19 protein-coding genes and 1 rRNA gene are annotated in these 23262 nt (G+C 40.9%); all 20 read right to left on the bottom strand.

Going from position 1 to position 23262, the window contains the following annotated elements; translation table 11 throughout:
• A 16S ribosomal RNA gene (locus BUQ87_RS12885) occupies positions 1-235 on the bottom strand; the annotation flags it as partial.
• Positions 236-845: 610 nt separating this feature from the next.
• Positions 846-1739, bottom strand: coding sequence for a homoserine kinase (gene thrB, locus BUQ87_RS12890; protein WP_038266353.1), 894 nt, complete (start codon positions 1737-1739; stop codon positions 846-848).
• Between the two features lie 105 nt (positions 1740-1844).
• Positions 1845-2291: an ACT domain-containing protein gene (locus BUQ87_RS12895; RefSeq protein ID WP_038266355.1), complete on the bottom strand. Its 447-nt coding sequence runs from the start codon at positions 2289-2291 to the stop codon at positions 1845-1847.
• Between the two features lie 190 nt (positions 2292-2481).
• A complete protein-coding gene (locus BUQ87_RS12900; RefSeq protein ID WP_038266358.1) occupies positions 2482-2679 on the bottom strand; it encodes a hypothetical protein in 198 nt (65 codons plus the stop codon).
• 285 nt (positions 2680-2964) lie between these two features.
• A complete protein-coding gene (locus tag BUQ87_RS12905) occupies positions 2965-3276 on the bottom strand; it encodes a nucleoside triphosphate pyrophosphohydrolase (RefSeq protein WP_038266360.1) in 312 nt (103 codons plus the stop codon).
• Between the two features lie 49 nt (positions 3277-3325).
• Positions 3326-3700: an HIT family protein gene (locus BUQ87_RS12910; protein WP_038266362.1), complete on the bottom strand. Its 375-nt coding sequence runs from the start codon at positions 3698-3700 to the stop codon at positions 3326-3328.
• Positions 3701-3702: 2 nt separating this feature from the next.
• Positions 3703-6081 (bottom strand): DEAD/DEAH box helicase family protein, encoded by a 2379-nt coding sequence (locus tag BUQ87_RS12915; RefSeq protein WP_052636183.1) that lies wholly within the window; start codon positions 6079-6081, stop codon positions 3703-3705.
• A gap of 664 nt (positions 6082-6745) precedes the next feature.
• Positions 6746-7990, bottom strand: coding sequence for a glutamate-5-semialdehyde dehydrogenase (locus tag BUQ87_RS12920; protein ID WP_038266367.1), 1245 nt, complete (start codon positions 7988-7990; stop codon positions 6746-6748).
• Positions 7991-8104: 114 nt separating this feature from the next.
• Positions 8105-8908 (bottom strand): glutamate 5-kinase, encoded by an 804-nt coding sequence (gene proB / locus BUQ87_RS12925; protein WP_077216611.1) that lies wholly within the window; start codon positions 8906-8908, stop codon positions 8105-8107.
• 474 nt (positions 8909-9382) lie between these two features.
• The gene (locus BUQ87_RS12930) at positions 9383-10288 is read right to left on the bottom strand and encodes a chemotaxis protein (RefSeq protein ID WP_038266372.1); all 906 of its coding nucleotides are present in this window, start codon (positions 10286-10288) and stop codon (positions 9383-9385) included.
• Positions 10289-10585: 297 nt separating this feature from the next.
• Positions 10586-11674, bottom strand: coding sequence for a mannose-1-phosphate guanylyltransferase (locus tag BUQ87_RS12935; protein ID WP_038266374.1), 1089 nt, complete (start codon positions 11672-11674; stop codon positions 10586-10588).
• A 74-nt stretch (positions 11675-11748) separates the two neighbouring features.
• Positions 11749-12921, bottom strand: a complete 1173-nt coding sequence (locus BUQ87_RS12940; RefSeq protein WP_038266377.1) for an NAD(P)-dependent malic enzyme — start codon at positions 12919-12921, stop codon at positions 11749-11751.
• Between the two features lie 86 nt (positions 12922-13007).
• The gene (locus BUQ87_RS12945) at positions 13008-13553 is read right to left on the bottom strand and encodes a Fe-S-containing hydro-lyase (protein ID WP_334292816.1); all 546 of its coding nucleotides are present in this window, start codon (positions 13551-13553) and stop codon (positions 13008-13010) included.
• Positions 13554-13788: 235 nt separating this feature from the next.
• Positions 13789-14430: an acetate uptake transporter gene (locus tag BUQ87_RS12950; RefSeq protein ID WP_038266587.1), complete on the bottom strand. Its 642-nt coding sequence runs from the start codon at positions 14428-14430 to the stop codon at positions 13789-13791.
• 269 nt (positions 14431-14699) lie between these two features.
• On the bottom strand, positions 14700-16631 hold the full coding sequence (locus BUQ87_RS12955; protein WP_038266380.1) for a sensor domain-containing diguanylate cyclase: 1932 nt from the start codon (positions 16629-16631) through the stop codon (positions 14700-14702).
• Positions 16632-16956: 325 nt separating this feature from the next.
• Positions 16957-18051 carry a protein-glutamate methylesterase/protein-glutamine glutaminase gene (locus BUQ87_RS12960; protein WP_330391361.1) on the bottom strand — a complete coding sequence of 365 codons (1095 nt, stop codon included), beginning with the start codon at positions 18049-18051 and terminating at the stop codon, positions 16957-16959.
• A 1-nt stretch (position 18052) separates the two neighbouring features.
• Positions 18053-18868: a CheR family methyltransferase gene (locus tag BUQ87_RS12965; protein WP_038266591.1), complete on the bottom strand. Its 816-nt coding sequence runs from the start codon at positions 18866-18868 to the stop codon at positions 18053-18055.
• A gap of 1 nt (position 18869) precedes the next feature.
• Positions 18870-20594: a methyl-accepting chemotaxis protein gene (locus tag BUQ87_RS12970; RefSeq protein ID WP_038266382.1), complete on the bottom strand. Its 1725-nt coding sequence runs from the start codon at positions 20592-20594 to the stop codon at positions 18870-18872.
• 14 nt (positions 20595-20608) lie between these two features.
• Positions 20609-21103 (bottom strand): chemotaxis protein CheW, encoded by a 495-nt coding sequence (locus tag BUQ87_RS12975; RefSeq protein ID WP_038266385.1) that lies wholly within the window; start codon positions 21101-21103, stop codon positions 20609-20611.
• A gap of 58 nt (positions 21104-21161) precedes the next feature.
• A complete protein-coding gene (locus BUQ87_RS12980) occupies positions 21162-23261 on the bottom strand; it encodes a chemotaxis protein CheA (RefSeq protein WP_038266387.1) in 2100 nt (699 codons plus the stop codon).
• Position 23262: the final 1 nt, after the last annotated feature.

Consider the following 23262-nt stretch of genomic DNA (forward strand, 5'->3'; position numbering starts at 1 on the left):
ACCGCCGGAGCTTTGGTGATCCTTCCATGCGAAAGGTTCACTTTATCCGGTATTAGCACACCTTTCGGTGCGTTATCCCAGTGTACAGGGCAGGTTACCCACGTGTTACTCACCCGTCCGCCGCTCACGCCGCGATGATCCACCCGAAGGCTTCACATCGCTTTGTTCGCTCGACTTGCATGTGTTAAGCACGCCGCCAGCGTTCATCCTGAGCCAGGATCAAACTCTTAATAAAAAATCCTTGAGGAAAAATCCTCTTGACTCATGACAAACTGTAAAATTACAGTTATCACTGACTTGTTTATGGTTTGACTGATTAAAATCAGTCTATGGTTTTGCTGTTCAGTTTTCAAGGTTCAATGTGTGCCGCCTTGCAGCGACTCTTATCATTTTACTCTATCGCCTTCATTCTGTCAAGAACTTTTTGAAGCCGTAACACTGTTTGCAAAGCAATCAGATGTACGTCTCATGCAAGTGTTGCCCAAGAGAATTTCTAATTCGATTGGCTGCAACATACTGCCACAGTTCTTTTGGCCTTTGGCTCGTTTGCCGTGTGCCTCGTCCGGCGACAAGTAATACTATACCAACTTTCAAAAAACATGTCAACACTTTTTCAAAACTTTTTTTATTAATAGCGTCACCCCGAATTTTCTTATAATAATAGGTGTTTTAAGTGCGTTGATTTACGAATTATGCTTTGTTTATTTGCGTATATAGTTTTTCATATTTGCATTGTGCATAAAAAAATGGCGCCATTGGGTCTTTGCTTGGTCAAAGCCCATGTCGCCATTTTTAAATTATTGCTAAAAGTTTTTAAAAAAGAAGTGGAAAATCTTAAGGTACTTTTATATATCTATTCTTACCCCGTGGGCATCCATTTCTAACATTTTTATTTGCCATCCACCTTCAATCCCTTCCAAAAACTCCCTCATATTCTTTTCGAAGCCTGTGTTTTGGCTTTCCACAACTGAAATAAGAGTCGAACCTGATCCGCTTATGAATTCGGCTACGGCTCCAAGCTCTTCCGACTTTTTGAATATATCATCTATACCATGTATAAGAGTCTTCCTATAAGGCTGGTGTATCATATCCTTAGTGCAGCATCTTATTTTTTCAATTTCTCCCTTGTTGAATGCATTTACAAGCATTGCAACCCTTGATATGTTGAATATGCACTCGCTCTTTCCATAGCTCTTTGGCATTACACCCCTAGCCTCTTCCGTGCTCACCTTGAAGCTCGGTATCATTACTGCAAACTTAAGGTTTTCAGGCACATCAATTTTTGAGTGTACAACTTTTCCTTCGTTTGAAAGCGATACTACCATGCCCCCTGTTATTGCAGGCACTACATTGTCCGGATGCCCCTCAATCTCTGTGGCTATGTTTATTATTTCGTCCTCGGAAAGCTTTCCGCCCATTATTGCATTTGCAGCTGCTATTCCCGCAACTATTGCTGAAGCGCTGCTTCCAAGACCTCTGCTAAGAGGTATGCTGCAGTCTTTCATCCTGATTTTGAATCCCTTGTACTCATATCCATACCTGTCCAGCACAAGCACAAGGCTTGTATATATGAGGTTTTCCTCAAGAGGCAGATCCACATCCATGCCGTCCCATATTACCTCAACGCCATCTTCCTGCTCCTGTATCTCAACTTCATTGTACATGTTAAGCGCCATTCCGAGCGCGTCAAATCCCGGTCCCATGTTTGCAGTAGTAGCCGGTACCTTTATGTTAAACATTGTTTTCCCCCACCCTCTTAATATCTCAAATTCTCTAGGTATCTATAAAGAAAATAACAAGTCAAACAGCATAGCCTGCCGACTGGTTATTTTTTTGAATATGCCCTATTCCATTGCTATAAGATTAGCCTTGAATACTCCGCTCATGCCGTTTATTTCTTCTATGAGCTCGTCTACATTAATTTCCATGTTGCTAAGGTCGAACGTTATGCTTACATTTGCAGCATTGTTTATAGGTATGTCCTGCGATATCGTCAGTATGTTTCCCTTTCTTTCGGCGATCTTGTCAAGCACCTTCGAAAGGACTCCTGGAGTGTGGTCCAGTATCATTATTATAGTTGCCTTCCTGCCCTTTGTAGCCTCAGAAACCGTGAAAACATAATCCTTGTATTTATAGAAAGTGCTTCTGCTTATGCCAAGCATTTTGCATACATGGGTTATTCCCTTTGCCTGTCCCGTTCGAAGAAGGTCTTTCGCCTTTACCACCTTTTCGTATACGTCAGGAAGTATTTCCTTGTCGACTATAAGATAACCGCTTTTATTTTCTCCCATTCAAGAAAACCTCCAGTACTTTTTTGTTTATATTCCATATACAACTGTTTTCCATTCAAAGACTTTTGAGATATTATAACACATTTTGATTTTGCATACAATGTCTGTGGTGAAAATTGTATACAATTTTGAATAGCTGCTTTTTAGCGGGGTGCAAAGAATATTAAAACCATGAGAATACTTTATGGCCTTAGACCTGCGCCTTCTTTTCGCTGAGCTTTTTCTTTTTAAGAAGCCTAAGCTCTCTTAGCTTTCCAAACTTGTCGTCCCCGTCTGCATCTTCAAACAAGGAACACATGAGCCCCTTTTCCTTGGTTATACAAACACCTTTGCTTCTTTTGCACATGTACCTGCCTTTTTCGCTGTCGTAATTTTCATTTTTGCACATGATGTCCACCTCTTGTTATTTCTTGTCTCCTAATGTTATTTTACAACAAAATTCGCCGCCACGAAACATTTCCTGTACGGTTGTACACGAAAAAAGCACATGATGAGCATTCGGATGCAGGCTCGATCATGTGCAAATTTTTTCCTTCATTAATAGGCTTGTAGTTTTCGGCACACCTCAAAGGGGCGGGCACCCGATGGCTTTCGGTTTGCCGGCCTACAGTATGACATAGCTTTTCAAATGCTATTAATTGAAGTATATACGCTATATATGATTTTAATCGGTCTATTCCATAACTTCTTCGAGAAATACCCGATCCTCAAATCCTCCTCTTTCTTGCCTCTTCTTCGCTTGGACAGCTCTAACCGTTTCCCATGATATCTTCTTCATTTTCATTATTGCTTCAACAACTTCCATTATATCGGCAAGTTCTTCCTCATTCGGAGTCTGCACAAATTCCTCAACTTCTTCACCGAGCTTCTCAATCAAATGCTTTTCATACTCCATCTCATCAAGAATCCTTGTTAGAGCCTCCTTGCCGGCATTTTCTATTATCTTCGGTATTTTGTCCCTTACCAATTTATTATATGTAGGCATTTAAATCTTCCCTCCACAATTATTACTCTTATAATCGAACACTATCATTTTATCCATCATAGTATACAAGTTGGGCCTTAAGCCTTCTGACCCCTCCCTTTGGATTTTCAACATCTCCTTTGTACCTTGGGATAAGATGCACGTGAAGATGCATTATGGTCTGCCCTGCATCTTCATTTACATTAATACCTATATTGTACCCCGTAGGGCTGTACTTGTCTTCTATATATTTCTTACATCTGCCCAGCATGTCATATATGGCAACAATCTCTTCATTTGTTGCATCGAAAAAATTTTTAAAATGTCTCTTTGGAATTATAAGCATATGCCCTTCATTTACCGGATACTTGTCAAATATAGCAAATACAAGTTCGTTTTCCAGTTCTATAATTTCTTCATCCACATCACAAAATATACATTCCATGACTATTCGCTCCCTTTAAATCTTCTCTTGAAATAGTTAGTGTTTTTATAATTCAATATGTCTTCAAAATGTATTTTCATATTTTCATCCAGATATTCGCTCAGTTCTTCAACAATGCAAAGCTCTCTGTTTATTTCATCATAATAAAAGAATCCGGATTTCAAAAAGGCATCAATTGGATTTTCAAATGCAAGTTTATTGAATTTTTCAGCGCCCCAGTTTTTCCAGTTTTTGTGATTACTGTTGTTCAAATCCTTTTGGTGGAATTTACTATCAGTGTAAAACTCCATAAAGCTTTTGCCTATTTCATCCAGACTCGCTTTACCTTTAAGCTCCCCATCCTTTACAAACGACTTGAGCACCGGAATCTTGTAAGACTTGGTCATTCTTGTCTTTTCAATTTCCTTTAAAAATTCATAAGCTATAGAACCAACCCATTTCTTTTCAGCGCCTTCAAGCTCTTCTATGCTGTTTAAAAATTGGATGTATCCGTTTTTCAAGTAATGCTTTATATCAATATCCACGCCCTCATACAAATCGCATCGCAAAGGTCTTCTTCCAATACTCTCCTTCAACCTGCGGTATTCGTCAGCCATTCTTTCTCTTAGCGGGTCGTTCTTTTTCATTTCTTCAAATAAATCTATGAGCTTAAAGTCAAAACTCACGCTGCAGCCTTCTGGAAATTCTATTTCGTCTATGCGGCTTTTCTTTGTTTTTCCATCTCCAAAATTCAGTGGATTTATCCCCGCAAGGAAAAACGGTTTATGGTGTGCCCTTTTATAATTCCCTATGAAATCAAGTACATTCAGATATTCTTTTTCTTCATATTTTCTAAGCCCTCTTCCAAGCTGTTGCAAAAATACCACATATGATTCTGTAGGTCTCAAAAAAAGCACTGTATCTATGGAGGGAATATCCACGCCTTCATTGAATATGTCCACGGCAAATATAACTTCAATTTCGTTATTTTCAAGATTTTCTATTGCAACACCTCTTTCAAGCCTGTATTCAGATATATCTCTTCCGCTGTGGACCGCTGCTGCCTTTATTCCATTTTCATTGAAGTGGGCAGCCATGTATTCCGCATGTTTTACCGATGAACAAAATCCAATTGCTCTTTTCCCCTTCATATTTCTATAGCTTTTAAGTACAAAATCAGCCCTCTTGTTTGTAGCCAATACCTTTTCAAGGTCTTTTTCACTATACTTCCCGTTTTTAACGTGCAGATCTGAATAATCAATATCATCGTATATCCCATAGTACCTGAATGGAACAAGAAGGTCTCTGTTTATGGCATCTTTTAAATTTATTTCGTATATTATGTTGTCATCGCAAAGTTCGAATATGTCTTTTGCATCCATCCTGTACGGCGTAGCCGTAAGTCCCAAAAGAAACTTTGGTTTGAAATAATCAATAACTTTCCTGTAGCTTTTAGCCGCCGCATGATGGAATTCATCTATTATAACATAGTCAAAATGCTCCCTTTCAAAAAAATCCTTATTTAGATAGTCGCCTTTTCCAAGAGTCTGCACACTCGCAAACACAACTTTTCCCAAAGTGTCCTTATTATCACCATCAAAATACGAAGTCTTTAGATTTGGCTTAACGCTTTTAAAAGTCTTTTCAGCTTGCTTTAATATCTCGCTCCTATGCGCAACAAAAAGCACTTTATTATATTGCTCGGAATCAAATGCCGCCAGATATGTTTTTCCCACTCCGGTAGCTGCGACAACCACTCCTTTTTCAACGCCCTCTTCCCTTGCATTTTCAAGTTCATAAAGCGCCTCTATTTGTGCTCCTCTCGGCTCCGGTTTTTCAACTTCCTCCCCAGATGGCTCGCCAATATTATCCTTTAGTATCTTCGTCCTTTTCCAGTTTGACGCATATTTTCTAAGTTCTTCATCCGTAAGCTCATTGCTCTCATTTTCAAATATATAGTCGAATCTTTTTTCAAATTCATCAAAGTCTACAGGTGACATATCCCTCGAAAGCCTGTAATTCCATTCTATACCCGTAGTAAGTGCTGATTTTGATATGTTCGATGAACCTATAAAAAGATTCCCTTCTTCACCATTTCTGAATATGTAAGTTTTGGGATGGAACGATATTCTTTCATTGGAGTAAAACCTCAAGTCCACCAGTTCTCCCAGTTCAGACTTCAAAAGGTATAATGCCGACGGCTCCGTTATATTGAGATATGTCCCCGTTATTATCTTCACGGTGCATCCCTTGAACACTCGCTTTTTCATATCCTTTACAATAAGCTTGACTCCGGATTCCATAAGGAATGAGACTATTATTTTTATCTCTTTTGACTTTTCAATTTCTTTTATTAGCGGATCGTATAGCCGAACAGTATTTCCAATTATGGCATTTGACATATGGCTCCCTCCCAGTATTATCAATGTAGGTATTATACCATATATTCCATTTACTGCTATATTCTGATTTGATTGCCCCTTTCTATTTTATCGCATATAACTCCAATCATAAAACTTAATTCACCTCATACATATACGGTTTTCTATTTTTCCTATTCCTCCGCCACTGTAAAAATCCAAACGGGATGAGCCAGGCCGATTTCGTGGAGTTTTGAAAGCTTTCCAATCGAAATGCACGCCAAACTCGCTGGGATTTCGGACTGTCTGAGCCCAGCGAGTTTTCGAAAGCCCCGAGTTTTGGCAGGGCATGAGATTAGCGCCAGCGGAAAGCTCAAAACGGAAAGCTTTCGGCTGCTTATCCCTTTGGATTAACTGTGCCAACTTATCCACAAAACCATGTAAACATATTGTAAAGTCTTACTATGTGTAAAAGTTTACAATTTGCAATTGTTTACTATTTCTTATTTTCCATCTTCCGCCTCACCTTCAATACAATCTGTCAGATTTGTATTTCACAATTAAAAGACGGCCCTGCGCATATTACATGCTCAAGGCCGCCTTTTTAATTTTATTTTTTCATTCAATTATCTTTCATTTTGATTATCCATTTATTTCTCTATATCATTTGAACTTAAATCGTTTCTAACTCTTTTCCATTAGCTGTCTACCTTATCTGTCCGTCCCCGAATATTATATACTTCGTGGACGTAAGCTCCTTGAGCCCCATAGGCCCTCTAGCATGAAGCTTTTGGGTGCTTATGCCGATCTCGGCTCCAAATCCGAATTCAGACCCGTCTGTGAACCTTGTAGACGCGTTCACATACACAGCCGCTGCGTCAACCTCTTCAAGGAACCTTTGTGAATTCGAATAGTCGTTTGTGATTATGGCTTCGGAGTGTCCGCTTCCGTAGTGGCTTATGTGATTCATCGCCTCGTCGATGCTGCCAACTATCTTCATTCCTATCACATAGTCAAGGTACTCTGTGAACCAGTCCTCTTCAGTGGCCTTTTCAGCCTTCGGGTAAATATCCCTTACCTTCTCATCTGCTATTATCTTGACTCCCTTTGCCTCAAGCTCGGCGCATATCCTTGGCACGAACTCATCAGCAATACTCGAATGCACGAGTAGCTTTTCAGCTGCATTGCAAACCCCAGGCCTTGAGGTCTTGGCATTTATGACTATTCTGCTCGCCATGTCAAAATCTGCGCTTTCATCCACGTATATGTGGCAGTTTCCAACCCCCGTTTCAATTACAGGAACCGTGCTGTTTTGGACTACGGACTGTATGAGCCCCGCCCCGCCCCTCGGAATCAGAACGTCAAGGTATTCGTTCAGCTTCATCATCTCAAGGGCCACTTTCCTGTCAGTGTCCTCTACAAGCTGGAGTATCTCCCTTGGAGCGTCGCACTCCTCAAGAGCCGACTGGATTACTTTCACTATGGCCATGTTCGAGTGTATGGCCTCCTTGCCTCCCCTTAAAAGGGCTACGTTGGAGCTCTTAAGGCACAGTCCGAAAGCATCTGCTGTAACGTTTGGCCTTGCCTCGTATATTATTCCGACAACGCCCATTGGAACCCTCTTTTGGCCTATTGTCATTCCGTTAGGCCTTTTTTTCATGAACAGAACCTCTCCCACGGGATCGTCAAGGCCGGCTATGTCGACAAGGCCTTTTGCCATCGACTCTATCCTGCCCTTTCCAAGCGTGAGCCTGTCTAAAAGAGCCCCGCTTATTCCGCTTTCCTTCGCCGCATTTATATCCTTTTCATTCGCCGCTATTATTTCGTCCTGCTTTTCAATAAGCGCCTTTGCTGCCTTTATTAGTATCTCGTCCTTTTTCGCCCTCGAGTATCTTGCAAGCTCCCTTGAAGCCCGCTTTGCCTTTTTTCCCTTTTCTATAAGTTCACTCAATGATTTTCCCTCCAGTCTTTTTTGTCCCTACAATTTCTATATTCTCAAATTCTCATTTTGATAAACTCTTTTGTACAATAAAAGCAGTAATGTACTTACTGCTTCCATTATTTTCTATCTGTTTTGAGGAGCCACAAAATGTGTCCCTATCTCTTCGCCATTTATTATGCCATACATTATAGAAGGGTCGCTTCCGTTTGCTATCACCGTGTCTATGCCCGACTCATAAGCTATCTCGGCCGCCTTTACCTTTGTTATCATTCCGCCCGTTCCAAGAGTCGAGCTTGTTCCCGATGCCAGCTTCTCTATGTCCTTGCCTATGTCCTCAATCCTTGGAATAAGCTTTGCATCAGGGTTTTTCCTAGGGTCTCCCGTATAGAGCCCGTCTATGTCGGTAAGGAGTATCAAAAGGTCAGCGTCCACAAGCGACGCAACCGTCGCTGAAAGAGTGTCGTTGTCTCCAAACACTATCTCGTCTATCGCTATTGTGTCGTTTTCGTTTACTATAGGTATTACCCCCATTTCCAAGAGTGCATTGAATGTATTCTGGGCGTTAACCTTTGTCTGCTCATTTTCAGTCACGTATCTTGTGAGCAGAACCTGCGACACTATCTGGTTGTAGTCGTTGAAAAACCTCTGATATATCTTCATGAGCATGGCCTGTCCGACAGACGCCGCGGCCTGCTTGCCCTGCACGGTTTTTATTATTTCGCTGTCCCTTATTCCAAGCTTTGCAACTCCAACACCTATTGCCGCCGATGTTACGAGTATAACCTGCTTGCCCTGGTTGTTTATATCTGAAAGAACCCTGGCTATTTTGTCTATCCTTTCAAAATTAAGCTTTCCGCTTGAATACGTAAGAGTTGACGTTCCTATCTTTACTACCACCCTATTTATGTCTTTGCTATATTTTTTCATATTTCCAAAACTCATCAGTTCAACTTCCTTTCAAAACTTTTCTTTTATAGTCTCATTTGATATGCGCATATGGCTGCATCTACTTTTTCCATATTGACGCCATATTTGAATGTCCCTTGTTTAAATATTTCCAGTTGAATACGGTGAGCTTTCCGGCCGTTTTATATTCAAAATCAAATTTATCATGCCATCATTTCCTTTCAAAAAGCATTGCAATGTTACAAAATTTTGCACACGCCAAAATCATTTTTAAAAAACACATAATCTTGATATAGCTAAAAACGTGTATCTTACTATTGTATAATAGTTTGCCTTTTCAGTAAACACTCATAACAAGCTTTTATGCTCTGTGTTTTTAATGCATATAATTTAATTTTTATATGCATTTCGAACTCTTAAAAATGTCAAAAATAAAAGACATAAAACCGAAAAACACCGGCTTTATGCCTTTTGCCTTAATTATCAATTTATTTTTTACACTTCCAAAAATCCGTCTATAAGCTCTATGAGCTGTCCGATTTCCGGTTTGCTCATTTGTGCGTCCGCGCCTACAGCCTGACCCTTGTGCCTTAAGTCTCCCGTTATAAGCGATGAGAATATTATTACAGGAAGGCTTTTGAGCACCTTGTCTGTTTTTATCCTTTTTGTCAGAGTATGCCCATCCAGCTGCGGCATCTCTATGTCTGTAACAAGAATGTCCACATTTCGCTTGAAATCCTCGCCAAGCTTTTCCTTTAGCTCTCCAAGGTAGTTGTATGCCTCAAGCCCGTCGTTGAAGAATATGAGGTTTGAATACCCCGCCTTTATGAGCACGTCCCTAAGAAGCCTTCTTATCAAAGGCGAATCGTCCGCAAGCATTATCCTCTTGTGCATTCTATCTTCTTTGGAATCCATTTCTCCGAGCCTCTCTTCAGATATTCCAGTGGAAGGGCTTATGTCTATTACTATCTTTTCAAAGTCAAGCAGTATGAGTATGTTGTTTTGATAGTTTATGTTTCCTATTATGAGGGAGTTTTCTATTATGGCGTCCGGCTTTTTTATGTCTTCCCATTTTATTCTGTGTATGCCTATGACTTTGTCCACAAGGAATGCCACTTTGAGGTTGTTGAATTCACAAAGAAGAGTCATCCTGGCGTCTCCAACGGTCGGCTTTTTATCAAGGACATATTTCATATCTATTACGCTTATCACATCTCCTCTTACAAGCGTAATCCCTGAAATCGCAGGATGGGAATTCGGTATTTTATTGAGCGCGCTGATGCTCAGTATCTCCTTTACCTTTATAACATTTATGGCATATTTTCTTCCCTCGACTTCAAATTCCAGTATTTCAAGTTCTCCTGTACCTGATTCAAGAAGTATTCCTTTGTAGTCCTCCATAATAATTCTCTCCATTTCTAAAATATATTTTATTTGCTATGTCAAATTGATGAATTATCCAATCATCGCCTGCTGCCCATACTAATCCCGCTTGCCCTAAATACCTCATTGTTTAACATATATCCCTTTTTTTCTTTTTTATTCATATTTCGCTCATTTTTACTATGTATAATTTAATTTTATAACATTTTTTATTAAAAAGTCACATGTATTTAGTCGATTTTTGTTTTTTATAAAAAAAAACCGGCAAACGCCAGTCTTTTTCATATTTGCAGTATTCGTTTTTAATTTTCTATTCTACAGGTATTCTTCCCTTCCCTGCCTTTTCAAATGTTCAACTATCTGCTTTACATCCTGTGCCTTTTCCTTCGGACATACGAGTATGGAATCCTCAGTTTCAACTACTATCATGCTGTCAAGCCCTATTGTAGCTATGAGCCTTGAATTGCCGTAAATTATCGAATTCCTTGTGTCTATGCCCACATTGTCTGCCCGTATTATATTCCCCTTTTCATCCGTGTCGAATATTGCTCCAAGGGCATCCCAAGAACCTACATCGTTCCATCCAAAATCCCCCGGCACAACCACCACGTCGTCCGACCTTTCCATGACTCCGTAGTCTATAGAAGTGCTTATGAGGCTTGGATATATCTCATGCAGCTTCTCGTCTTCCTGCTTGCTTCCCATATACGCCGAGAGCTCCTCAAGCCTTTTGTATAATTTCGGAAGGAATCTTTTGAAGTCTTCGAGAATCTTTGAAACCTTCCATACGAACATACCGCTGTTCCAAAGGTATTCACCTGATTCCACATAGGCCCTTGCCGTTTCGAATTCCGGCTTTTCAACAAATTCCTCCACACCGTATGCGCTTCCCGCATATAGGTGGGCGGTATCTTTCAAAAGTTTTATGTACCCGTATCCAGTTGACGGAAAAGTAGGCTTTATGCCTATTGTCACAAGATGGCCCGAACTCTGCGCTATATCTGCAGCTCTTTCAAGTGTGCTTTTAAATCCCACTCCGTCCTTTATATAGTGGTCCGATGGGAATACGCACATTATCCCGTCACCGTGCTTTTTCTTTATTGCAAATGCCGCGTACCCTATGGCTGCCGCCGTATTTCTCGCCGCAGGCTCATACAGTATGTTTAGAGCATCCGTGCAGTGGCAGAAGCCCTCTATGGTGTCGACAAGCAGCTTTCCCTGTTTTTCATTTGTGACTATGTACATGTCCTCCCTCTCTACAATGGATGATATCCTGTCTATAGTCTCGTTTATAAGGGCGTCTTCTCCACTCAGATTCAAAAGCTGCTTCGGGGTCTTTTGCCTGCTTATGGGCCAAAACCTGGTTCCGCCACCGCCTGCCATTATGACTGCAAATCTTTTCATAAAAAATCCCCTCCAAGTCATATTCTATTTGTATTTGTTTATACCCTTGAAGGGGCCATGCGAACATAAAAATACTATATTCTTGCAACCCCCGAGTCCACTGCCGCCTTTTTCACGGCCTCGGCCACATTTTCCGCAACCCTTCTGTCAAAAGCCTTGGGAAGTATGTATTCCCTGGAAATCTCATCGTCAGATATTGTATTTGCTATTGCATTTGCGGCAGCTATTTTCATTTCCTCGTTTATGTCGCTCGCCCTAACGTCAAGAGCCCCCCTGAATATTCCAGGGAATGCAAGCACGTTGTTGACCTGGTTTGGAAAGTCTGATCTTCCCGTTCCTATTATGAAAGCCCCTCCCTTTATAGCCTCTTCAGGCATTATTTCAGGCACAGGATTTGCCATTGCAAACACTATGGCGTTTTCATTCATTGAAGATATCATCTCAGAGCTTACTATGTTTGGAGCTGAAACCCCTATGAAAATGTCCTTTCCCTTTATTGCATCCACAAGTTTTCCAGTCTCACCTTTTTTATTCGTTATTTTTGCCATTTCGAGCTGCGCCCAGTTGAGTCCCTCGCTGCCCTCATGCACGACCCCGTTTATGTCGCAAAAAACTATGTTTTTTATGCCCATTTCAATAAGCAGCTTTCCTATTGCTATCCCCGCAGATCCTGTTCCGTTTATTACCGCCTCAACCTCTGAGATTTTCTTTCCCGCAAGCTTTAAAGAGTTTATAAGTCCGGCTGCAACAACTATTGCGGTTCCGTGCTGGTCGTCGTGAAACACTGGTATGTCCAATATTTCCTTGAGCCTTTTTTCTATTTCAAAGCACCTTGGAGCTGATATGTCTTCAAGGTTGATCCCTCCAAACACAGGCTCCATAAGCTGCACTGTCCTCACTATCTCCTCTACGTCCTTGGTGTCCAGGCATATTGGAAAAGCGTCGACTCCTGCAAATTCCTTGAAAAGTATCGATTTTCCCTCCATTACCGGAATTGAAGCCTTCGCCCCTATGTCTCCAAGTCCCAGCACTGCTGTTCCGTCGCTCACAACCGCAACAAGATTGCCCTTTGACGTATAGTCGTAAACCTTGCTTTCGTCAGACGCTATCTCCCTGCACGGCTGTGCAACTCCTGGAGTATACGCCACTGAAAGATCCACAGAATCTTCAACCTTTACCTTGCTGCAAACGCTTATTTTCCCCTGATGCTTCTGGTGCAGTTCTATAGCCATTTTATTGTAATCCATTAAAATTCCTCCAAAGTCATTTTTTATTTTAAATACCTTTCATATCAAAAGCGCAGGACGTCCTGATGTTCATTAACATGTCTGCTTTATTTTCTGTATTTTTCCCTTTCAGTCTCATAGAGGTTGTTTCCCTCGCTGTCTATTACAACAACCGCCGGAAAGTCCTCAACTTCAAGCCTTCTTATGGCCTCCGGTCCCAGGTCGTCATACGCCACGACCTGGGCGCTTTTAATCCTCGATGCTATAAGGGCCGCAGCCCCTCCCACGGCGGCAAAATATACGGCACCGTTTTTTTTCATTCCCTCTATAACCTTGTCACTTCTGCTTCCCTTGCCTATCATTCCTGTAAGCCCGAGCTCCAAAAGAGGCACCGTCATATCGTCCATCCTGTAGCTCGTAGTCGGTCCTGCAGAGCCTATGGCCTTTCCCGGTTTTGCAGGCGATGGGCCTACATAGTATATTATCTGGTCCTTCGGGTCGAAAGGCAGATTTTCGCCTTTTTCTATAGCTTCCATGAGCCTTTTGTGAGCAGCGTCTCTTCCCGTGTACAATTTTCCGCTTATCAGTACCATGTCGCCCGCCTTTAGTTTTCTGGCGTCTTCAGTTGTAAGCGGCGTATTTATGCTTATCATATCTGCCATATCCGTCTCCTTTAAAACAGTATTAGTCCGATTCAAAGGCAAAAACCTTATATAAATGAACAGAATCAGACCTTGCATTCAACATAACAATATAATAACACAAACATCTTCCACAAAACACAGGCTATAATACGTTTTTTGTCTTTTTTTGAATACGAAAAAAGACCCCTTCGTCACTTACAAAGAGGCCTTCTCACTTTTATGATTTCTCTATAAATCTACCGTATTAGGCAGCTTTTTTACTTGATGAAGCAGTTTCCTTGAATATTCCAAACGGCTTTCCAACTGGCAGGAACACTTTTCCAAAGTGAGCGTTAAGAACTGCAGCTGCTGAACCGTAAAATGCCATCATTGAAATAAGAAGCTCTGATACAGCCGCAAATGTGTGAGAAGCTTCGTGAGCTATTCCAAATGAGCTAAGCGAAAGACCTATGAAAAGACAGTCTATCAGTACGAATATTATGAATAATACCTTGTGAGTCTCCATAGCTCCTATTGTCATGTAAAGCGTGAATATAAGATATCCTACAAATGCAAATCCAAGCTGCTTTCCGTCAACTCCTGCTGCAAGATTCTCTCCGAATACTCCCTGCTGAATCATCCAAGACATTGCTACTCCCATCCAGAAGAATGCGTATCCTCCAAATGCCGTTGTTCCAAATACGTTGTTTTTCTTGGCGTCATTTATGCAAGCGAAAAGCTGTGCAAATGCTCCAAGGAATATCGCCCAAGGCAATACAAAAGAAACTCCGCTTGTAATGCCAAGCTTTTGCGATGAAGCTACAAGAGTTACCATTGCAAGACCAAAAAGTCCAAGTGCAGATGGGTCCGCAGTAATAACCTTTACTTCTTTAGTTTGATTTTCCATCAATCATAAACCTCCCATAAAACTCTACAAAATAATAAGAGACTGGCTTGTCAAAAAAATATCCGTCTCTCATTATATTATACATAATCGTAATGCTTTTTCAAATACTTTTTAATAGTTTTTTTTAAAAATATAGAGCATATTTTAGTTTTAAACATTTTTTTTGCGATAATCCCGTTTTTTTAACAAAAATAAGCTTTTTTAAGGATATAAGGGGTGTTTTAATATGTATTATATTTTTTTTATATTTAAAATTGTATTTCCAGCTTTTATTCTACATACAATTCACTTTTGCCCTTTCCCGATTTCTTTGCATTGTACATGGCCTTGTCCGCATTTTCAATGAGCTGTTCTATGCTCCTGCCATTTCGTGGAAATATGCTTATTCCTATGCTTATTCCCATTTTTGAAATTTCATTTTCTGAAAAATATTCATGTATCCTGCTTTGTATTCTTTCGGAAAGTCCCAAGGGGTCTTTCTCACTCCGTACTCTGGACATGACCACTACAAATTCGTCCCCGCCTATCCTGGCTACAAAATCGTCCCCTCTTACAGATTCGCTTATTATGTCCGCTATTGTCTTTAGTACATAGTCTCCATATTTATGCCCGTAAGTATCGTTAATCTGCTTGAAATCATCGACATCCAGAAACATTACGGCAAACATCTTTTCATTTTCAAGCGCCTCTTTTGAAAGGAGCTCTATATACTCGGCAAGGTATTTTCTGTTTGGAAGATTGGTCAAATGGTCCAGTTTTGCCATTTCAATGATATCCGATTCCCGTTCTTTTATGGCTGTTATGTCCCAAAATATCATGCCGAAATGCTCTGCCTGCAGAGCGTATATTATTAAGGAATACCAGCGCTCATCCATATTCACCTGTATCTCCCTGGTGTTTCCCGCATATTCACTCCAAAATTCCTTGAATACTTTGGTTACAGCAGTAATAGGATATCCGTAGTTTTTTTCGATTTGAGAAAATCTCTTTTCCTCCGGCTCGAATCCTTGTGCCCCCACCATATTGTAAAACTGGCTGTTCGCCTCTACTATTTCAAAGTCTACTATCTCCGTTTTGGCTTCATCTGAATACACGGCCTTTGAATATGTAAAGCTCTCGCTCATATGCTCAAACAGCAGCCTGTACCTTTGCTCTTCCTGAACCGCCTTATCATGGCTCTCTTCAAGCCTGTCCAGCATGAGGTTTATTGAAATTCCAAGACTCGATATCTCATCTTTCCCCCCTACTGCAACCCTGTTTTTTTTGCTCTTTCCCTTTCCCATATTCTCCATGAATCTTTGAATATTCATTAGCCTTGATGTGAATGCCTTTTCAAATATCCTGTTTGAAGTATATGCAAATACGAGAGCCATGGATATTACAATGTATATGTATTTTTTGAGCAGGTGCGCCCCCAGTGAATATATATCTGCAACACTTGAAATTTCAAGTACCATTGTAGTATCTTTTTTTATGGTTTCCACCGGCAGATAAGACTTTATTATTTCCCCATCCATTTTAACCAGCACTCCATTTAGGTTTTCTATGCCTTGTATGGCCTTGAACTGCTTGTTTTCATACACGTCAAGATCCAAATATGTGATCTTTGCAAACCTGCTTATCTCGCCCTCATCCAGCTTTCTCCCCATTATAATCACACCTGCTGCCGGGCCTTCCCCGCTGCTTTTTAGCACAGGTCTTATGCTCACCATTGCAAAACCTTCACTTGTTTTTACTATTCCCTTTAGGCTCCTTCCGCTTTGGATAACTTCACCTGCCAGTTTTTCATAGTCTATAAGTTCTTTTATGTCATTTTCAACAGGCATTTCACTTGCGTCTTCAGTGTCATATTCCGATTGAAATACAGGCCTGATTTTTTCATCTGTAATCAACACAAAATCCACTATGAATTGCTTTGATATCGTCTCATATTTAAAATTGGAATCTATGTAGTCTTCATTCCCATGCTCCGAAAATTCATATGTATCGTCCCAAACCGCATAATCATGATTTATGGAGTCCAAAAGGTTTATCTCATATTCCAGTTCGTCGCTAAGCCGTGCAATGTCCTTTTTCACGTTCATAATTTCAACATTTTCGAACCCCGAAAGAAATATGGTATTTGAAAATATAAAAATAATTATAGTAAGACTGAGCATCTCCATAAAGAATATTACCGATATCTTGTCTGAAAGCTTCATATTTCAACAACCCCAAATCTACAGTAAACTATTATACTATTAGTAGCCTATTTTACATTTATATGCATTCATATCCAAATTATACAACTTTTATCGTTTTTGTTCATATTTTTTTATATATTCTTTTCAATTTCATTTGTTTTTATTTTTTGCAAGTGCTACTAATAGCTTAATTGGATTGTGCGGCTCATTTATATATGTCTATATTCCCATTTTCATTCATATTATTTAAATTCTTATGACAAACAAAAATCCAAAGGGAATTATTTTCAAAACAAAGTCTTCCCAATGGATTTCCGGTAATTTTCATAAATAGTTTTTACGTTCATCTCAAAAGCGAAAATATTTCGTGAGGTATTTTTTCAAGCGGAACCTGCTTTTTCACTGCGCCTATGTTGAATGCAACCTTGGGCATTCCATATACCACACTGCTCTTTTCATCCTGCCCTATTGTCATTGCCCCTTTCCTCTTCATTGCCAAAAGCCCTTTAGCCCCGTCATATCCCATTCCTGTAAGTATCACCCCCACCGCGTTGGCATTGCATTCCCTTGCAACCGATTCAAATAGCACGTCCACAGAGGGCTTATGGCCATTTACCTTTTCAGCGTCGGAAAGCTCGACCTTGAGCCCTCTGCCTATTCTGACAAGCTTCATATGCCTGTCCCCTGGGGCTATGAGCACTCTGCCCGGCTCCAAAATTTCGCCTCCCTGCGCCTCTTTTACATTCAAGCTGAGTGAGCTGTCAAGCCGCTTCGCAAACATCTGTGAAAATAGCGCCGGTATATGCTGCACTATCACAATCGGAGGCATCTGGGCAGGGAATTCTTCAAGCACCCTGTTTATGGCCTGTGTCCCTCCGGTGGATGCACCTATTGCTATGACCTTGTCTGTTTTGATGGCATTTTTGACAAAAGACGAATGCGGCCTTATATTATTTCCCTCAACAACATGTGCATTTGCCGCTATTTTTATCTTGTCTATTATGTCATGTATGAAATACTCCACCTTTTCAACGCTGCGCATATCCGGTTTTGTTACAAAATCAACCGCCCCGGCGTTCATGGCATCAAACACCGCCTCACTGACAGTGCTCACAACAATCACGGGCAGACTGTACTGCGGAAGGAGTCTTCTTATAAAATCTATGCCGTTCATTTTTGGCATTTGGACATCGCAGGTCATAACATCGGGCCGAAACTTTAGTATCTTGTCTCTCGCATCAAACGGATCCACTGCTTTTGCCACAACCTGTATATTCGGATTTGATGAAATTCCTCTTGAGAGCACCTCCCTAAACAGCAGGCTGTCATCTACAACGAGAACCCTTATCTTTTTGTCTAAATTCATCATATGCACCTCTGCTTTTGAATTTATAGAGTAATGCTGCAGCATTACTAAAATGTCATATTCTAATTTCACTCTATTCCTTCCTGTAAACTGCAGGTCTTACATATTTGAATCTGGTTTTTTCTCGTTCCAAAGATTCTGAATGTCCAACGAACAGATACCCGCCCGGTTCAATACAGTCATAAAACTTTTCGACTAGCTCATATTTCGTATCATGGTCAAAATATATCATGACATTTCTACAAAATATGGTATGAAATTTACGCCTGAATGGGAATCTCTTTTCTATAAGATTGAATTTCCTGTATATCACCTTGTTTTTAATTTCATCTTTTATTACAAAGTTTTCATCGTCACGCCTTTTAAAATACTTGACCTTCCAACTTTCCGGAATGGGATGCATCCTCTCTCTCGTATATACACCTTTTTTCGCCGTCTTAAGTACTGACTGCGAAATATCTGTCGCCAGCAATTTTGTATCCCAAAGTGTTTTTTTTTCCGAAAAATATTCATCCATTATCATAGCCAAAGTATACGCCTCTTCACCTGACGAGCAGGCTGCGCTCCATATCCTGAGATCCCTGTCTTTAACTGAATGCTCAAGGTATGGAAGCACAGTTCCTTTGAAGTACTGAAAATGGTCCGACTCCCTCATGAAATATGTGTGGTTTGTAGTTATCTTGTCCACAAGAGTCACTACCCCTGCGCCGCTCTTGTCTGCAAGCATGTAATTGTAATACTGCATGAAGCTTGTAAACCCCATTTCATTAAGCACTCCACTGAGCCTTCCCATAAGCAGGGTCTGTTTTTTCTTTTTGATGTATATCCCATAATTGGACTTTATATAGTCTGATAATAGTTCAAATTCCCTTTCTGTAATTTTAATCATATCAATATTTTCCAAATTCATTTTCACTCAATGATATTTTATTCGAGTTTGTGCTGGCAACCTCTTTGTAGTATTCGTCCTTTTGACCGTATGCAGTTTTCTTTTTATTCATCTTGTCGAGCAGTTTGAACACGCCTGGATTTACATTGTCGTCATTCGATTGGAAACTTCCACCAGAGCTCTTTAACTTGAATTTCGAAGTCTGTTCCCTAAGCATTACAGCCTGCCCTGAAAGTTCTTCACTTGCAGCTGCAGTCTCTTCAGAAGTCGCTGCCGTTGTCTGTACAACTTCTGAAACCTCCATTACAGCCTGATTTATCTGTTCGACTCCGCTGGCCTGCTCGTTAGACGCCACCGCTATATCTCCAACCAGATTCGCAACCTTGGCAACATCCTGCACTATCTTATCCAGCTTTTGAGCAGTTTCATTTGCAATCCTGGTTCCTCCTTCAACTTTCTTTATTGAGCCTTCAATCATTGTAGTTGTTTCCTTTGCTGCGTTTGCAGACCTTGCAGCCAGGTTTCTGACCTCTTCTGCTACAACTGCAAAACCTTTGCCGTGCTGTCCCGCTCTTGCAGCTTCTACCGCGGCGTTAAGGGCGAGTATGTTAGTCTGGAATGCTATTTCGTCTATGACTTTTATTATCTTGGATATGTTGTTCGAAGCCATGTTTATTTCGTCCATGGATTTTAGCATCTCATTCATCTGCTCATTTCCTTCCATGGCATTTGCCTTTGCAGTTTCAGCTATTTCATTAGCCTTGTCCGCATTTTGGGCGTTTTGGTTTATCTGTCCTGAAATTTCCTCTATTGAAGCCGTAAGTTCTTCTATAGAGCTGGCCTGCTCTGTAGCCCCTTGTGAAAGCGATATGCTCGAATCTGACACCTGGCCGGAACCTGCGGCAACCTGCTCTGAAGTTATGCTTATGTTGGTCATTACCTCGTTTATATTGTCAGCCATCCTGCCAAATGCCTTTGCCAGTATTCCCACCTCGTCTTTTGAAGCAACCTCTATATTGACATCAAGGTCTCCATCTGCGATTTTTCTGGCGGAACCCACAAGGTTTCCTATAGGCTTGCTTATGCTCCTGGATATATAGATTCCAAGCGCTATTGCGATAATCATGCTTATTACTATTATGGCAATCATAGTCATTACAGCCTTGTTGGTGATTGCAGTATTTAGTTCAGCCTGAGCCTTTGCATCAGTCACTTTCATATCCACCAATTTTTCAATGGCATTCATTTCAGCTTCCGTACTAGTCTTCAAACTGCCATTGAGCAGCGCATATGCCTCATAGTCCCTGTTTTCCCTTGCAAGTTCAAGGAGCTGAAGTATTCCTTCTGTAGTTTTAGCTCTCGTCCCCATGAAATCATCATATGCCCTTCTCATTTCATCCGATAAAATCCTTTCTTCAAACTGTGCACCCAAAACATCCAATTCCTTTGCCAAATTTTGGATCTCGCTATATTCAGTATTTATTTTTTCAATGTCATTTTCAAGCACCATGTTTCTCATATGAACCCGTATTCTTTGAAAGTCTTTTGACATGTCAGCCGAATATGATATAGGCACTGTCATATTAGTGTATAAAAGGGTGTCATTGTCGTCTACGGTCTTTATATTCCTAATCCCTATAAAGCCTATAACCCCTGCTATAACAGCGACCATTATAAACCCCGACAAAAGCTTCACAGATATTTTAAGATCCTTATACCACTGCATGTTTTACCCTCCTTTTAAATCGTATTCGCCAGATTTTCAGATTCCTCTTCATTCAAAAGCCTGTCGCTGTCAAGCAGGAGCACCACTTCGTCCTCCACCTTGCCTATCCCGTTTATATACCTGCCCCCTTCGCTATATATGCTTGGCGGCTCGACTATATTTTCCCCGGTGATTGGAATCACCTCTGAGACGCTGTCTATTATAAGACCCATTGGAATGTCATTGATTTCAATGACTATCACACACGTCCTGTCGTTATACTCCCTGCTTTCCTTGTTGAACCTCAGCCTCACATCCATAACCGGTATTATCTTGCCCCGAAGATTTATTATCCCCATTATATATTCTGGCATTTCCGGAACCTGAGTGATTGGCTGAAGACCTATTATCTCTGTCACATGCCGTATTTCTATTCCGTAGCTTTCACTTTCCAGGCTGAATATCAAGAACTTGTTCTTTTGAGTGTCCTCCTCTATTTCCAAGGCTTCATTTCCTAGCACTTCAGACATCTTCCCACCCCTTTTCCAATCCCTAAAATCCTATTGATTTAGATCTGCCATTCACCTTTCATGTGACGTTTCCTGCAAGCTCCTCAACATTGAGTATTAGGCTTATACTCCCATCCCCAAGCAAAGTGCAACCTGCTATTCCCTTTATCGTTTTGTTTCTCTTTATATATGTCGGAAGTCCCTTTACAACCACCTGCTGCTGCCCCATGAGCTCATCTGCAAATATGCATATGAATCTGCCTCGCTGCTCCACCATGACCATTATCCCTTTTGTAAGCTCATTCACATAAGTATCCAGTCCGTAGATTTCATGCAGCCTGACTACAGGATAACAGTTTCCCCTTACCATTATCATCTCATTGCCTCCTGGATCCCTTATGATGTCCTTCTCCTCCGCCCTGAACGACTCCCTTATTGCGGTGACCGGCACAGTATATCTTGAACTGCCCACCCTTATGGTCATCCCGTCTATTATCGCAAGCGTAAGCGGTATTTTCATTACGACAGATGAACCCTCTCCCCTGACGCTGTATACCGATATCGATCCTCCTACGGCTTCTATGTTTTTAGTTACAACATCCATGCCGACTCCCCGTCCGGAAAACTGGCTTACATTTTCCTTAGTTGAAAAACCCGGCATGAATATGAGATTGTAAGCTTCCGTATCGCTCATTTCTGATTCAGGTTTTTGGAGCAGCCCCTTTTCCCTGGCCTTTTTGAGTATTCGCTCCTTGTCCAAACCCTTGCCGTCGTCTTTTACCGCTATTACAACATCACTGCCCTCATTTCTTGCTTCAAGCGTGATGGTTCCCATTTGAGGCTTATCCTTCTCTATCCTTTCCTGGCTGCTTTCAATTCCATGGTCCATTGAATTTCTTATAAGGTGCATAAGTGGGTCCGATATGTGTTCAATTATGTTCTTGTCAACCTCTGTGTCCTCTCCAACGACCTCCAGCTGTGCATCCTTGGAAAGCTTCTTGCACATATCCCGGAGTATCCTGTTCATCTTAAAGAATGTATTTGAAAGAGGAACCATCCTCATTGACATGACTACATCCTGCAATTCACTCGTTATCTTGTTCAAATGCCTCGACGCCTTTTCAAACCCTTCAAATTCAAGAGCCTTTACATCCGGATTCTGGGTGACCATGGCTTCAGCCACAACCATCTCCCCTACAAGATCCATGAGCTGGTCTAGCTTTGATACATTTACGCTTATGAATTTTTGATTCGACGAAGAGTGCGCCTCTTTTCGAATTTTTTTATCTGCATTTCCCTCTTTTTCGCCGATATCCATTTTCACATCTTGTGATTTTTCGTCCTCTGCTGAGGTTTGTTGCCCCGCCTTAATCTTTTCAAATTCTTGTGTGTTTTCCATGCTTGAAATACTGAGTTCCTTCAAAAACGCAACCTGCCCAAAAAAAGCATGTACCTCATCATATGACATACCCGTCTTCATCAGTATTTCAAATCCGTCTTTTTTTATCTGCTCGCCGCTGCTTTCATCTTCTATTATGTCCTTTGGAAAATGTAGTATTTCGTCAGCCATATCCTTGAGATTGTGTATGATCGTATATGCCCTCACATTTTCCATCTGGCAGCCGTCCTCAAAGAACACCTTTGCCCTGTAATGGTTTTTATCCTGATTGTCAACATCTGTCTCCTGCTGCTCTTTCAATAATATGTTTACATCCAGGGGCCCCATATCTTTATCTTGTCTGGATTCAATATTTTTGTTCCCTCCATCCTCCCCTTTAATCGATTCCAAAAAACCTCTTATTCTTTCAATAAGCTCTTTAGGATGTTCATTTGAGTCGTCCCCAGATTTTATCTTTTCAATCTCCACTTTTATAAAATCAATGCTTTCGAATACAATATCCGATAAAGTCGAGCAGTCCATAGCGTCAGGTCTCTTATCCCTCAAAATAAAAAACAGATCCTCAACAGAATGGGCTAGAGATGTTATGTTGTCGAATGACATCATGGCGGATGAGCCCTTTATTGTGTGCATAAGCCTGAATATTTCATTTATTGCATCTGTCGTATACTCATTGCTCTGCTCGCCGTCCATTATCGCCTGTTCGAGCTGCTCCAGTATTTGTGTCGTTTCAAATATGTAAATGTCAATCATCGATTCTTTTGAATATTCATCCGACAAT

Origin of the sequence: Peptoclostridium litorale DSM 5388, from assembly GCF_900141635.1 — a bacterium.
Lineage (GTDB): Bacteria > Bacillota > Clostridia > Peptostreptococcales > Peptostreptococcaceae > Peptoclostridium > Peptoclostridium litorale.

Coding starts and splice junctions, on each gene's coding strand:
- BUQ87_RS12945 (WP_334292816.1), bottom strand. CDS start 13,553: ATGATAAGCATAAATACGCCGCTTACAACTGAAGACGCCAGAAAACTA.
- BUQ87_RS12905 (WP_038266360.1), bottom strand. CDS start 3,276: ATGCCTACATATAATAAATTGGTAAGGGACAAAATACCGAAGATAATA.
- BUQ87_RS12975 (WP_038266385.1), bottom strand. CDS start 21,103: ATGTCTGAAGTGCTAGGAAATGAAGCCTTGGAAATAGAGGAGGACACT.
- BUQ87_RS12940 (WP_038266377.1), bottom strand. CDS start 12,921: ATGGATTACAATAAAATGGCTATAGAACTGCACCAGAAGCATCAGGGG.
- BUQ87_RS12910 (WP_038266362.1), bottom strand. CDS start 3,700: ATGGAATGTATATTTTGTGATGTGGATGAAGAAATTATAGAACTGGAA.
- BUQ87_RS12955 (WP_038266380.1), bottom strand. CDS start 16,631: ATGAAGCTTTCAGACAAGATATCGGTAATATTCTTTATGGAGATGCTC.
- BUQ87_RS12930 (WP_038266372.1), bottom strand. CDS start 10,288: ATGGAGGACTACAAAGGAATACTTCTTGAATCAGGTACAGGAGAACTT.
- BUQ87_RS12895 (WP_038266355.1), bottom strand. CDS start 2,291: ATGGGAGAAAATAAAAGCGGTTATCTTATAGTCGACAAGGAAATACTT.
- BUQ87_RS12950 (WP_038266587.1), bottom strand. CDS start 14,430: ATGGAAAATCAAACTAAAGAAGTAAAGGTTATTACTGCGGACCCATCT.
- proB (WP_077216611.1), bottom strand. CDS start 8,908: ATGAAAAAATATAGCAAAGACATAAATAGGGTGGTAGTAAAGATAGGA.
- BUQ87_RS12900 (WP_038266358.1), bottom strand. CDS start 2,679: ATGTGCAAAAATGAAAATTACGACAGCGAAAAAGGCAGGTACATGTGC.
- BUQ87_RS12935 (WP_038266374.1), bottom strand. CDS start 11,674: ATGAAAAGATTTGCAGTCATAATGGCAGGCGGTGGCGGAACCAGGTTT.
- BUQ87_RS12915 (WP_052636183.1), bottom strand. CDS start 6,081: ATGTCAAATGCCATAATTGGAAATACTGTTCGGCTATACGATCCGCTA.
- BUQ87_RS12965 (WP_038266591.1), bottom strand. CDS start 18,868: ATGATTAAAATTACAGAAAGGGAATTTGAACTATTATCAGACTATATA.
- thrB (WP_038266353.1), bottom strand. CDS start 1,739: ATGTTTAACATAAAGGTACCGGCTACTACTGCAAACATGGGACCGGGA.
- BUQ87_RS12970 (WP_038266382.1), bottom strand. CDS start 20,594: ATGCAGTGGTATAAGGATCTTAAAATATCTGTGAAGCTTTTGTCGGGG.